At 37.9% G+C, this 14,142-nt stretch carries 13 protein-coding genes and 1 pseudogene; 10 read left to right on the top strand and 4 right to left on the bottom strand.

Translation table 11 applies throughout. The annotated features are described in order from the left end of the window. Position 1: 1 nt before the first annotated feature. Both IPJ86_05660 and IPJ86_05655 read right to left on the bottom strand, forming a co-directional pair. Positions 2-520 (bottom strand): RNA polymerase sigma factor, encoded by a 519-nt coding sequence (locus IPJ86_05660; GenBank protein MBK7886796.1) that lies wholly within the window; start codon positions 518-520, stop codon positions 2-4. Between the two features lie 925 nt (positions 521-1,445). Further along, positions 1,446-2,582, bottom strand: a complete 1,137-nt coding sequence (locus IPJ86_05655; GenBank protein MBK7886795.1) for an AI-2E family transporter — start codon at positions 2,580-2,582, stop codon at positions 1,446-1,448. 136 nt (positions 2,583-2,718) lie between these two features. Between IPJ86_05655 and IPJ86_05650 the strand changes: the two genes are divergently transcribed. From IPJ86_05650 to IPJ86_05625, 6 genes are all read left to right on the top strand, one after another. Further along, positions 2,719-3,273 carry a phage integrase N-terminal SAM-like domain-containing protein gene (locus IPJ86_05650; protein MBK7886794.1) on the top strand — a complete coding sequence of 185 codons (555 nt, stop codon included), beginning with the start codon at positions 2,719-2,721 and terminating at the stop codon, positions 3,271-3,273. 82 nt (positions 3,274-3,355) lie between these two features. Further along, complete coding sequence (locus tag IPJ86_05645; protein MBK7886793.1) at positions 3,356-3,991, top strand: tyrosine-type recombinase/integrase; 636 nt, start codon at positions 3,356-3,358, stop codon at positions 3,989-3,991. 976 nt (positions 3,992-4,967) lie between these two features. Next, positions 4,968-5,483 carry a hypothetical protein gene (locus tag IPJ86_05640; GenBank protein ID MBK7886792.1) on the top strand — a complete coding sequence of 172 codons (516 nt, stop codon included), beginning with the start codon at positions 4,968-4,970 and terminating at the stop codon, positions 5,481-5,483. 159 nt (positions 5,484-5,642) lie between these two features. After that, positions 5,643-6,032 (top strand): hypothetical protein, encoded by a 390-nt coding sequence (locus tag IPJ86_05635; GenBank protein MBK7886791.1) that lies wholly within the window; start codon positions 5,643-5,645, stop codon positions 6,030-6,032. Beyond that, entirely contained in the window at positions 6,020-6,394 is a 375-nt protein-coding gene (locus IPJ86_05630; GenBank protein MBK7886790.1) for a hypothetical protein, read from the top strand. Before IPJ86_05635 ends, IPJ86_05630 begins: the two co-directional genes overlap by 13 nt. Positions 6,395-6,856: 462 nt before the next feature. Beyond that, a complete protein-coding gene (locus IPJ86_05625; GenBank protein ID MBK7886789.1) occupies positions 6,857-7,279 on the top strand; it encodes a hypothetical protein in 423 nt (140 codons plus the stop codon). Between the two features lie 237 nt (positions 7,280-7,516). Here the strand turns inward: IPJ86_05625 and IPJ86_05620 are convergent, their stop codons facing one another. Together IPJ86_05620 and IPJ86_05615 are read right to left on the bottom strand one after the other, a co-directional pair. After that, positions 7,517-7,915: an IS110 family transposase gene (locus IPJ86_05620; protein MBK7886788.1), complete on the bottom strand. Its 399-nt coding sequence runs from the start codon at positions 7,913-7,915 to the stop codon at positions 7,517-7,519. 4 nt (positions 7,916-7,919) lie between these two features. Further along, positions 7,920-8,297, bottom strand: coding sequence for a transposase (locus IPJ86_05615; protein ID MBK7886787.1), 378 nt, complete (start codon positions 8,295-8,297; stop codon positions 7,920-7,922). A gap of 446 nt (positions 8,298-8,743) precedes the next feature. Here IPJ86_05615 and IPJ86_05610 point away from each other — a divergent pair, with 446 nt between their 5' ends. The 4 genes and pseudogenes from IPJ86_05610 to IPJ86_05595 form a co-directional block, all read left to right on the top strand. Next, on the top strand, positions 8,744-9,196 hold the full coding sequence (locus IPJ86_05610) for a hypothetical protein (protein MBK7886786.1): 453 nt from the start codon (positions 8,744-8,746) through the stop codon (positions 9,194-9,196). A 2,338-nt stretch (positions 9,197-11,534) separates the two neighbouring features. After that, positions 11,535-11,798: a DUF3375 family protein gene (locus IPJ86_05605; GenBank protein MBK7886785.1), complete on the top strand. Its 264-nt coding sequence runs from the start codon at positions 11,535-11,537 to the stop codon at positions 11,796-11,798. 959 nt (positions 11,799-12,757) lie between these two features. Continuing rightward, positions 12,758-13,443 (top strand): annotated as a pseudogene (locus tag IPJ86_05600) (DUF4194 domain-containing protein). Between the two features lie 486 nt (positions 13,444-13,929). Further along, positions 13,930-14,142: hypothetical protein (locus IPJ86_05595; protein ID MBK7886784.1), on the top strand; the 213-nt coding region annotated here is incomplete at its 3' end.

Below are 14,142 nucleotides of genomic sequence, written 5' to 3'. Positions count from 1 at the left end.
TTTAGATTCCTTCGTTTTCTTTTAATTTATTTTCCAGTCCTGCCTTTGCCCGCATCAGCAGCGATTCCACGGCTTTCGGGGAGAGGTCCATGATGAGAGCGATTTCGCTCAGCGGAACTTTTTCTATTTTATTCAGGAGGAGGACGGTCTTCTGACGTTCGGGCAGCGCATTGATCGCCTTAAAAATTTCCTGCATCCGTTCTTTCTGCTCCAGCTTTACACCGGGATGATCGAAATCTGGCGGATCCATCTCGTCGGGGCGAATACCTATTACCTGTAACAGGGACACCAGCTTCTGTTTCCGTTGACGGGTACGGAGATGATCAATCGACTTATTGATGGTGATGCGATAGATCCATGTACTGACACCGGCTTCGTGGCGGAAGGCATCCATCTTTTTATAAATCACCATAAAAACATCCTGGGTAATTTCTTCTGCTTCCTCTTTGTTCTGCACATATTGCAGCGCAAGATTATACACCTTGTTCTTATGTGCTTCATAGAGGGTTTGGAAATTCATGGGCCTGCAAATATACCCGACATGGATAGAAAAACCGGGGAAAGGTTTAATCCAGTCGACAGATGAATAAACTACTAACTCAGATCAATATTTTGGGAGCCGCAGAAATGGGAACACGGATGAAACGGATTTAAAAGATGAACGCGGATGGAATTATGGGCATTATTTTAGGCGGCCGTAGAAATTTGAACACGGATGAAACGGATTTAAACGATTTACGCGGATGGAATTATGGGCATTATTTTAGGCGGCCGTAGAAATGGGAACACGGATGAAACGGATTTAAAAGATGAACGGGGATGGAATTATGGGCATTATTTTAGGCGGCCGTAGAAATTTGAACACGGATGAAACGGATTTAAACGATTTACGCGGATGGAATTATGGGCATTATTTTAGGCGGCCGTAGAAATGGGAACACGGATGAAACGGATTTAAAAGATGAACGCGGATGGAATTAAGGAACAAAGAGATGGCTGAAGACAATATTAATTTCGCCGGTTAAAAAATCCGCGATAATTCAAAGAATCTGTGTAATCCGCGTTCCCATTAAAATCTCTATGTTAAAACAAACATTCATGCGCCTATTTATTTTGATATAGCCGATAAACATCCGGAACCAAATTTGAAGATTTGAAGATGGTTAATTTGAAGATGGGTTAGATGGATTAATGTGTCCTAGGCTCAATGTGAAATTGTAAGTAATGTTTTCAATCGTTATCAACGCCTAGCTAAAGATGGGTTAGATGGTTTAATGTGGAGTGAGGCTCTATTTCCGATTGCTGCAAGGAGCGTTAAAGACCAAGAATTCAATTTATATTATAAATCTTTTCACTATTCTCCGTGCTCCTACGTGTCCTCCACGCCTCCGTGGTTGAAAAATCATTTTTATCCGAAGCAAAAAATGAAGTAGTATTAATAGTAATTATTTCTCTTTGGACTTCACAATGCTTAATATTTTTTTGATGAATACGGGTTCTTTTTTGCCGGTATTGATTTCACCGATGAGCATGCCGTAGGGCTTTAGGGAATCGATATGATCAAAAACAATTTTCAGCATGGCAATGACGGGAATGGCGAGGAAGATGCCCGGGATTCCCCAGATTAATTCACCGATGACAAGGGAAAGGATCGTCGTGAACGGATTTATTTTTACCTGCGGTCCAACGATGAGCGGCTCGAGGATCCATCCCTGAATGAGCTGTACGCTTCCATACACTATCACAATACTTCCTAACATCGGAACACTCGCGCCATTCACTGCTGCTACCAACAGCGTTAGCAGGGTGCCGGTGAGATTACCGATATAGGGATTAATCTCCAGCAAGCCACAGAGGATAGCGAACATCACCGCGTTCTTTACGCCGATGATTGAAAAGCCGATGCCGTACATGATCCAGAGGCAAACGATCATTTTAGAAAGTCCGAGCAGGTATTGCTGAGAAACGCGCGAGGTGCTGTAGATGATCTGTTCCATTTCCGGTTGTTGATCTTTTGGGGAGAGGCGCAGCAGGAATTGTTTGAGATGATTTCGGTAATACAGAAAGCAGAAGACATACACCAGGATCAGCACGATATTCGTAAAAATGCCCGCCATTTTCCCCGCGAAGAGTTGCAGGGTGGAGGGGAGATAGTGTTCCTGATCCTTGAGCACCTGCATTTGTTTTTCGAGGGAGATGCCGAGATGAATCAGGAGGTATTGCTGGATGCGCGCGCCGGTTTCGAGGGCTTTGATTTTAATCAGTTCGAAGTCATCGATCAGCTCGGAGATCTGCCAGCCCAGCATGGAAATAATTCCCGCCATTGCCAGGAGCAAGATCAGCAGGCAGGAAAGTACGGCGAGCCATTTTGGAAAACCGTGTTTTTCGAGTTGCTTACTGAGCGGAAGAAAAAGGGTGGCGAGCACTCCGGCCACGGTCAATGGCATGAGGAAGCTTTTTGCTAAGATCAACCCGGCAATTACCAGGAACAGCAACAGCAATTTTTTAAGAAGGGAAGAGGAGGTGATGATCATGGGAAGACAAAGGTAGTAAATCCCCGGAAAGCGTTCTCGTCTCGTCATGCTCACCTCGTCTCGCGGAGTTGATTCTGACGAGATGAAGTGTGGATATTTGGATTTTGAAGAATAGTTGGTTTATTAAACGGATACAAATGTTTACTATACGACTTATGCAAATACGAATGCGGAGTTTTGTAGTATGAACAAAAAGGCGGATTTGCGACTCGAAAGGGGCAATCATAAGGGACAAGCCATATGGCTATTGAAATTTGCATACGACAAAGCCATCATTGAGAAACTGCGTGCTGCGGTACCTCTTCGCTGGAGCAAGACCAAGGGCAGCTGGTATGGGCCGGGGACGGAGGAGTTTTTGATGCGGGTAAGGGAGGTGGAAGGAATAGCTATTACCGTTGTTCCGGCGGATGTCTCATCTCTTCCACCGGGACCATCTCCCACATCAAAGGAAACCGGAAATAATTTGCAGGGTCGGCCGCTTATGGAAAATTATCCTAAAGTGCCTGCTGTTCGACCGTCTGTTCCGAAAACACTTGTTCAGGCAGTTACCGCAATAAGTACTTCCGGTGCAATGCCTGATCTGATGAAATGGAGTGATCATTTAAAGGGACTGCAATACGCTCCAAAAACAATCGAAGTTTATTCGCAGGCCTTGCGCCAGTTCTTCATCTGGTTAGGAGATAAAAACCATAAAGAAGTACGAAAAGAAGATGTAAGTCAATACATGCAATACCTGTAATAGAGAAAAAATCTCCCGTTCCTATCAAAATCAGGCGATCAATGCTATCAAATCTTTTTACAATCATACTTTTTCCATCCATATGAGTTCAGATATGCTGGAACGACCGCGGAAGGAATACCATCTGCCGCAGTTTCTCACGCGGGAAGAGGTTTCGAATATCTTCCATACGCTGGGAAATCTAAAGCACCGGGCCATGATCAGTCTGGTATATGCTTGTGGTTTAAGACTTGGAGAAGTCATTCGGATCCGGTTGACAGACATTGAAGCTTCACAACGGCTGTTGATGATCCGCCAATCGAAGGGGAATAAAGACAGGATGGTTCCTTTACCGGAGAGTATCTTACTCTTGTTAAATGATTATGCCCAGGCTTACCGACCCAAAATATTTCTCTTTGAAGGGCAATTGGACAGTCAACCTTACAGTGAGCGCTCGGTACAACAGGTATTCAAAAATGCTGTCCGGAAAAGCGGGATACGAAAACAGGATGCCACCCTCCATTGGTTAAGGCATAGTTATGCCACGCATCTTTTAGAAATGGGAACAAATCTCCGGGACTTACAGGCCTTGTTAGGACATAAAAACATCAAAACCACAGAATGCTACACCCATGTCAGCTCCACGAAATTCCGTCATATTGTCAGTCCGTTTGATGTATTACCGGAGGAAAGCAACAACCTAAAGCTTCCGAATACGCCCAAAAAGTTATACTTTTGAAAGGCCGTAAACATTCGCCCATCCGGCTTTCGGGGTGAGATAGGGTGAGAGGAATGATCGGCAATAAATCGTTACCAGCCATATTAGAACGACACCGAGAATGAAACAGACATTAACTATATTATTACTTCTAATCAGTAGTTTGACTTTTGGACAATCCAGAAACGAACTTGCGAATTCTAAACTTTTTTCAAGGCGACTTACTTTGACAAGAAAAACCGAATTTATTGGACTTCAAACAAGAACAGATTAGCAGATACACTTATTGACAACGTAAAATATCACAAATTCCAAACGGCAGACTTTAAGGACTATTCCGAACAACACGACAAAAAAACGTTCTACGAAACTTTTGCTAATGGTATTTATTGCCTGCTTGACGACAATAAAAAGTCGTTCATAAAATCAACTACCAAACCAACAATAAGCAGATAGGAACAATCTTCGAAAAGAAACGCAAATTTCAATTGAATTCATTGACACACTAGCAGTTACCCAAGAGACAGTTTGGTTCAGACAGAAAAACACCAAGAAAATATTATCAAACAGACAACTCAGAAATTTATCTTGTGATTATTCCCGACCTACAATCTCTTGTTGTTTCAAGCAACGGACAGTTTTATACAAAGCAGTTGATGGGCGACAATTACAAAGCATATCCAAGGGTTGCAAAATAATTACACAGCTTCAACAAAGTTTGACATACAAAAAGGTGATGAAATTCAATTATTTTATCGCAGAAAATGGTATAACGACACAACAAATCTTGCTGAATACCAAGACAAACAATTCAAGAATTTAAGTATGTAAAGCGACACAATTGTAAATGAAACAAAAGCACTAAAATTTGAAGTTGAAGGATATAACTATTTAAGTGGTTCTTACGAAAGACCAGAAGAACTTTTGGTTGCAATTACAGACAGTGGATATTACGTAGGCTATCAATTTGTTCCCTTTCCAAGAATATAAAACTGAATTGAAAATCATTGATACAGAAAACGGTAAAGACTTGTTTCTACAAGGTGTTACCTATGACACAATAAACGGAAATACTTATCAAAAAATCGTTCAAGCCAAAAGCGACCCATACAGATATTACATTTTACCTTTCTTTCCAATGCCATTTATTGAATTTGGTAACGTGCAAGGAATAATTACATACACGAAAATTAAAGGAGTTGAAAAAGGCAAAAAGCGAGAACGGACATATATCACGACTGAAAATAACATTAGAGATATAATCAGCAAGCAAAGAAACGAAGTTGAAGTAATAATATATTTTGTGGACAAAACAGAAGTTGAAATTGAAATTCAAGATTATGACGCAGGTAAAACTATTGCAACAACAAAGGCAAAAGCAAAAAAAGGACTAAACTCATTCATTGTTCGTTCTGACAATTTTGAAAAGGACAAACAATATAGAGTTCAAATAAACTATAAAGGCAAAAATAATTCAGGTAGTTTTTCAAATAGCGTAACGACAAAATATTGACGACAGAAAGAAATACGGCTGGTAACACCACCTACCCAAAAGTGGCGGTTCAGTGGTTAAATCAAGCTTTGTGCTTCTATCAAAGTTTCTGCTTGGCTGACAGTGAAGTGCTTCGAAATCGCCACCTTCGGGTAGCTGCAAAACGTTAGTGGTAATGCAATGACAACACAGAAATACGAAAAAATAAGAGCAATATCAGCGACAGTAAACGGTGACAGAATTGTCGTTGCTGAATGGGAAAAGAATGTTCAAGTATGGGACATAAATAATGGACTTGTCTCCAAATTCTCAACTGACATTGTGTGCGGAATGACAAATGCTATATCAATTTCAGAAGATGGTAAACAAATTGCAGTTGCAGGTTACGACAATAAAACCGTTACCCTTTATAATGCTGACAACGGGGAAATTGTTTGGCAACGAAAGGACATCAAAAAACCTGCAAAAGCAATAATTCTAAATCATTATCACGACTTAATTTATATCGACACGGAAAATCAAGGTGCTTTTTCCTCGACAAGAAGACTGGCGAAACAGTGGAAAAATTAAGAGGGATTGAATTTATAAGAGAAAACCCATATTCAACCATTAACCAATTTGAAAAGTCGTCAACATCAACACTTGTAAGCAGAGCAGACAGAAAAACTATTAAGAGTTTTACACATAAATCATTTGGTTTGCTTGACGCTTGTTTTTCTAAAGACAAAATTATCTGTGCATATTCGACAAATCCTCTTGCGGCAGTTTCACTTTCAAACGCTGAAACTCTTTGGACAACTAATGTAATTGGACACTTTCTCGAAATCGAATATTCAAACGAACTTGATAAAATCCTTGGGATTCGTTGGGAATATGAAAAGGGTGGTCCAAAGTATTTATGCTACATCGACATTGGAGACAGGAAAAGTTGAAAATGAAATTAATCTTGGCGAACCGATTGAAATAGAGTTTTAAAACAAGGAAGTCTTATGCTAACAAGTCAAGGAAAACTATATTCGACACTTACTGGGCAACAAATAAAACAATATGAATTTGAAAATGAATAAAGCACATACCACTAACAGCACCTACCCAAAAGGCGGGGTTTCGTGTTCCAAAGACAGTTTTATGGTTAATCAAACATTAGTTTTTCAAATCAAGTTTTGTGGTGAAATTCCCGCCCTTCGGGTAGCTGCAAAACGTTAGCTGTAATTAAAATGAACCGACCGACACTACTAATAGGCATGCTATCCTTATAATGAGTTGCTCTTGACAAACCCAGCAACTTTGCGACTTAGGGACAAACACCTATTAGACAACATTTTTGGGGCGGACACTTTGACGATAAGAGCATATTTTTTCTGAATGCGGTGAGTGGGCGACACGCTGAAATAATGTATGTTTTTCGGACTGATGACAAAATTCTAAAATTACTATATCATAAAGACACCGTTAACTGTGACGAACAACAATTTAAAAAGTATCCAAACAGTAAAATAATTGAACAGTGGACTAAAGACCTTTCTGAAAACGACCAAGACCAAATCATCGACTTCATTAATGACGTAGTTGACAGAAGCTTTAAGGACGAAGGTCACAGCCATGCAGGAGACCATTATATGGTTACTAGAAATAGAAGTAACTACTTGACAATTCGTTACTCAAACTACCATACGGACTGGACAGGATTTAAAGACTTGAAAAAGAAATTAACTACAGCTAACGGCGCCTTTGCCGTAAGCGGGGCTGACGATGGAACTTCAACAGCTATCACTTTCTATTACCTTTGGTGCTTGGCGACAGGTGAGTGCATTTAAGCCCCGCCAGCAACAAGCCCTCAAACGATATCTATGACATCACCAAATTATTTTAGAATAATTTTCCTCATAAGGTCTCCTCTTTACAACAGCCAGTACACGATTTAATAATTTGTTCCTGATTGCATTGATTACACACATTTTTGATTTCACCCTTCCGCCACCTTCGCTCAAAATAAGTCTTCAGTTCCGGAACGTACTGAGTAGATGAAATTGCAGCCAGATGCAAAGTGGATTTCAACCCATATTTGTAAAATTAGAGGTGCCTGTCCGCCCTTTAACACTTGTGCCGGATGTATGCGAAAAGGGAGCGACACCACAGTAACAGGCAAGTTGTTTTACATTTGTCATCCGGGTAAATCCCTGGGTGAACACAATCAGCTCTGTTGCTAATACATTTCCAACTCCTTTAACAGAGGTAACCAATTCAAAGATTTTTTTTAGTTCTTCATCTGAATTAATCAACTCCAAAATTCTCTTTTCAGTAGCGTCCTTACTTTTTAAAAGTCCTGTTAAAGCAGCTTTGTTTAGTTTCATTAAATCCTTTGCAGTGGCTTTATCCACGCGTTCCATCTCCTTAATGGATACCTTAATGGATTGCAAACTTTTCTTGATACGATCACGACTGCTCACCATATCTTTAATACGTTGGAAGTGTTTTGTTAGATATGTTTACCAATTTTGCCTGATCAGCATTGGTCATTGAATAACGCGCGATCCGGAAAGAATCAACTTTGTCATTCTTTCCTCTGGTCATACCCATACTCCGTTTTAAATGAAGTGCCGATTCCATCCATACATTGGCTTGATGAGACAACAGGTATTCCACCAGCTCTCTGGTATAAATTCCCGTATGCTCCATACAAAACAATGCTTGCGTGAAACTAAAAACTCCGGTTGAAACTAAACAGGCATACATTTTCTTAAAGCCTTGTTTAGTGTTTTCAAACTGCTGATGTTCCTGAAACCCTTCATGGTTGATGATGCATACATCAAGGGTGAGTTTGGAAACATCAATTTAATGAAACTTTTTTGCATCTGCTTTTCTTCTTTCTTTATTTTCATAAATTTGTCTGTAGTGAAAAAGGAATTAACCAAGGGTTAAGTGTTTATCTCGAAACCTTTATAATGGGCCTGTAATCCTGAATATCTATTTGAGCCAACATAACCGAGAGAGCAGGGCACTGAATCGTTTGATAGGTCGCAACACCTTGTTAGCGCATAGGTCGCCCTGTTCTCGGTTAATTTTCTTTTTTCTAGTTTATTCAAATATAACTTGCATAAGATTGGAGTGCAAGTCTAAAGGTTAGCGGCTACTCTATGACGACAGTGCGGACACAGACAAGAATGAAGACAGAAAGAGCAGCAGTTGGGAAAAATCACAACAAAGATTATGACTAAAAAAGAAAGGCTGAACTATGTGATGCATCCTTTACTAAGATCTGATGGAAATAAAACCATCTATTGAGAGACTTACATGGTAATCCAAAACTTTTTAATGACATGATACTAGATTCTGATTGTGATGAAGAACCTAATCCAGACAACAAATACTTTATAATAGAGCCTCTTTTGAATTTCTTAGTTGCAGATGGAATGCTCAGAAGAAAAAACCAAGATATTGAAGGAGAAGAATGTTTATGCCTTACTGATAAAGGATACTCTACTATGAAAGATTTAAAGAACTTAGGATACGTTATAAAAGAAAAAGAAAATAATAAAGAAACCGCATGGAAAGTTGTTTTAAGATATGTTGCTATTGCGACATTGATTTTTGTTTTAACCCGTTTTTTTCTTGACTTTATATTACCTCAGTTTCAATCAAAACAAACTCAAACAGCATCACCAACCACACAAACACCAAAACGAAGCCATAGTATTAGACATTATCGACACGACTTTTTTAAAGAAAATTAAGTGGGACTTCAAATACGTATGGTTAGACTATCGTATTTTACAACAAGGCAGCAAGACGACGACTCTAATACTCATTTTATACTTAAACCAACTGCGGCTTATCAATACTTGCAAGGCAGGTTCAAACTAATTGAAAACAGCACGACAGCAAACTGCGATGCACATAATTTGAAACAACTTATTCTAAGCGACAGTTTTTCCGATAGGACAAATTTCGAGTGCTTACTAAGAGTAAATTCACAAATTGGTTTTCATTATAGACCTGACCTTTTGCAGACTGTTTTTGTTAGTGCAAAGGACACGAGTAATAAAAGCATTAAATCGCTGGACGGCTGTGTTGAAAAGAGAAAGCTTTACTCAAGACATAACTACGGAGACAGCTGTCAAACTTTTTGGACACAATGACACATGCAGTTTTCAAATTAAAAATTAAACTTAAAACCTGACTATTGGGACTTAAAAAAGATAAATGAAATTTGCAGACAACTCAATAAACGAGTTGATGTTGACAACGCATTCTTTAACGACTTATTAACGGGACTAAACGAGCAAGAAATAATATACCATTTGAGGACAGATGAGAAGAGCAGCCGCTAACATGGCCTTAGCGAAAGCGGGCGTTCAGTCGGAACTTCAACCGTTTGTGCTTTTAATTAACTTTGGTGCGGTGCGACAGTGAAGTGCTTTTAATTGCCCGCCTTCGCCAAGCCCTCAAACGTTATGCGTAATTTATGACAACCGCCTTTCAGACACTTTTGCTTGTGCTTTTTACGACAGTTGCTTCGTTAGCAGATATGACAAATTCTGTTCAATAGGGACACTATAGGATTTAAAGATGATACAGTTCATGGTGGGAATATTTATTTGTTAGGTGAGAAATGGCATTTGACAAAACTTTCCACCGTTGACACATTAATTATGCAACGGGAATATACCAAAGACGCAATTTCAATAATTGAATTTGACGGGGAGGGTGGCATTTATATGAAAAACTACTCTGTGCAAGGGCGACCATTATGCGACCGACCTGAATGGTTTGGCGGGTTTACTGTTGACAATCAAAAATAATATTTACAGTTGGCGACCTTCCATTTAGTGGTGAATATGTAATAAAACAAAAGATGAGGCGACTTTATACTCATTAAAAAGCAATGACTACGCATAATAAATGTTATGCGTAATTGGACAAATGGACATAACTTACTAATTAACGTCTTACTTATTGCGTGTCTTTATCTTTTAAAGCGGACAAAAGAACATTACACCGCCTTCTATTCTTTCAGTCTATTCCTACTTATATTAACAAGTCTTTACTTATTCCTGCGGTATGGTATGAGAGAAAACGCCTAAAACTTTGACTAGAGTTTATTTTTTCTCATCCTTATTAATATTAGTGTTCGACTTTTTAATGCTTTAAAGACAAAGCAAAGTTCGCAAGGCATTGGTATAAAGGCTTATTTGCAAAATATTCTATCTGCAGACTCCAAGACACGTTTCAATAAAATATTGCCTGCGGTTCTGCTTTGTTTATCAATCATACAGCGACTTATTTAACCGTAAACTATTATGAAAGTCAACACCCGACAACCATTCCTAGTGACAAACGACAGTGGACTTTTTTCTCTACATCCACTATGGCAATACATTTACATTATTCCGTTGACAATTATGTTTGGTTTATGGACTTACGTAAATTTACAACCACGTTGGTTGTTTGTAGTTTTATTTACCCTTTAGTATTTATACTTTATGGACTACTCATTGACTACTTATTGACCAAGTTTGGCGTGGATAATAACTATGCATAATATCGGCTTGTTCCGCAAGCGGGGCTGATGATGGAATCAAACTGTATTGCTTCCTACTTACCTTTGTGCTTTGGCGACGTCGTAGCAGCTAAACCCCTGCCTGGGGCAAGCCGTCAAACGTTATGCGTCACCCTATAAGACGACAGTGCTAACATTAACCGACAGAAAAAATGAACAGAAAAACATACGAGACAGAAAACCCAACCGCACATTTAGCATTTGGTTTTGCCCGACACACGCTTTCAACGTCTTAAAACCAAAAGAGCTAAATTTTGCCACCGCACAACACCGATACGTCTAATGATTGACAGTTCAAAAATAGCAGACATATTAAACAACTCTCCAAGCGTTGACCTTCTGAAACTTCGGAACAGAGAGATTATTATTACTTTTTAGTCAATACTCTTTCTAAATCAACAAGAACAATTTCATCAGAAAAATACATAACCAACTGGCGGACTATTTAGAATCTGTTCAAGTGGAAAATTGACGAAGAGATTGAAATTACCTTTTGCTGACACTCTTATGAAATTAAAGCAAAAAAGTATGTTCAGAGCTGGACAACTAAAGGGTTTTTGACAAACTACCAAGACGAAACAGGAGAAATATATTATGAACTTTCATTACATTCAAGCAAAACACTTGGACTGGCTTTCAAGCCTAAAAAAAGAGGAATATGTGGGAGCAGAATCAAGTTCAAAAACATATTTAATCAATTAGTGAACTTGTTGAGTTTACCAATGAAGATATTGAAAAACGAATACAATTACTCGAAGACAAAAAACTGGAAATAGAACAACAACAAATACAAAGAATTAAAATCGGAGAAGATGGGTAGTATTTGTGACTTTGAAGGTTCCTCGTTTCAATCAGTTGACTAAACCCGCTAAGGAATCTTTTCTGACTTTAGTGAAGTTGAAGACAACTTCAAAGAAATAACAAAAGATATTTATCTCAAACACGCTGAGGGCAGCTTAACAAAAGCCACATTCTTGAATTTACTTTTGATGCAATTGACGAGTTGAAAATAGTCAACAAGGAAAAGTTTTTATGCTTTTTTACACTTTCATTCTAACCCCTGCATTACAAGAAGAATGGGGAAACTTGACAAAGGAATTGTATAAAACACTTGAAGAAAAGGAAATTGAGATTACGATTACTTTCTAAAAGGAATGAAGAAACATCTTCATTCTTCTGGACAAAAGGTTTCAAAGCCAACGATAAGATGGCAGAGAAGTTTGAGTAGAATAATTCGAGAAAATGTAGTGTCAAAGTCAGAGATTACAAAATATTATTCAAGACATTAAGAAGTCTTTTAATCGAATTGAGCAAGGCAAAAATAAAACCTGACATTTCCTTTGAACTTGAAATAGATGTTGACATCAATATTCCAATTTTGAGAGAAAACTAACTTTTGAGCAAAAGCGAAGAACTTACTCTATAAAACGAAACCAAAATTATAGACGAAAACATTTCACATTCAAACCATCTTAATAAATTGTTCAACCTTTCTGCAATGACAAGGAAATACTAAGGAGAAGAATAATAGAAGTCCTTAGAGACAAATCTCAAAAACAACAATAATAGCCGAGGTAATTGAGAATTATGGTGGAATAGAAAAGGACTGCCTGAACTGTTTGATATATTGGAGTAGTAAAGACTTAAGCATTCCATAAGCCCCGATAAAAACAAAGAATCGAATTTGATATTGAGAATAAAATCAATTCAAATACCTGAAATAATCTTGACCAAAATGAGTAGTTTAGAGAGAAATATAAAACTGTATTCAAAAGCAATTGTAAAATTGCTCAAAGGTTCAATTGAACGCACTTCCAATGTTTGGGATGATGTTGTGAATTATCAAACTGAAATTCAAGATTACATTAGTCAAATTGGCTTAGAACTAATCGTTAAGAAAGAAGAAGGATTTGCATTCATAAAACAGTTTGAAGACAGCAAGGCACACATTAGGGCTTGTAACAAGAAGACAAATTGGATTTGAAACATCAATTGTATTAGTTGTTTTAAGACAAACCCTTGAAGAGTTTGACAGTAACCCTCACTCAATTTCAGGTTTTTGAAAATTCATTACCAATTTGGAAATAAAAGAAGAAGTGGAATTATTCTTCCCGAAAAATTTAACAGAGTTAAATTTTTGAAAGAGTTAGATGGTTACATAAATAATATTGTGGAAGTTGGGTTATTTATCCGAAGTCAGCAAAAAAGGAAAATCGAAACGGAAATACTTAAACTAAAGAATACTTAAAGAGAAAGTAACTTTGGGACATCCTTCAAGAGCGTAACTTAAAATTACAAGAAAATTGGAGTCTATTTAGTACAAGTTCAGAAAGGCTGGATTTAGACTTCAATATATGGAAGTTTACAATTGGGGCAATTTTTCACGACAAAATATTTAGAATAAATCCACAAGGAAAATAATTCACTTTAACTGGTGCAAACGCTTCTGGAAAAGCACTTTTATTGATGCATTGCTAACCTTACTTGTTCCAGTAAAGAAAAGACCGTTTTTACAATCAATCATCAGGAGAAGAAGGGCGACAGAACCGAAGAAACTTACGTTTGCGGGCATTATGGAAATATACAACGAGAAGGAGAATTACACCACAACACAAACATTATGAGGCAAGGACAATTTGTCTCTGTTTTGTTGGCATCGTTTTCAAATACTGACCAAAAGACGATTACCTTTTTCAAGTTAGATGGTTTGTTTCTGATGGTAAATTGAATAGGCTTTTGGAATTGCATATGTTCCCTTGATATTGAAAAGATTTTAGCCAATTTGATGGTAAGGGCACCTGGAAAAAGCGACTTGATAAAACATACAATTCCAATTCTAACAAAAAGAAAGTTGAATTCTTTGATGGTCCAACTTCGTATGGAGAAAGAATATCAAATGTCTTTGGTATGCGGTCAATAAAAGGATTGAGTTTATTTAATCAAGTTGTTGGTGTGAAGGTTTTGGAAGATTTAGATGAATTCATTAGGACTAATATGCTCGAAGAGTATAAAGAGGACAACGAAAATGCAGAAGAAAAATTCATCAAACTAAAATCCAGTTTTGAAACTTTAACTGATGCAAAAACAAACATCGAAAAAGCCAAAGAACAAATTGAACAA

The sequence above is a fragment of the Bacteroidota bacterium genome (genome assembly GCA_016713925.1).
GTDB lineage: Bacteria > Bacteroidota > Bacteroidia > AKYH767-A > OLB10 > JAJTFW01.
This window is presented reverse-complemented; position numbering and strand designations above follow the sequence as displayed.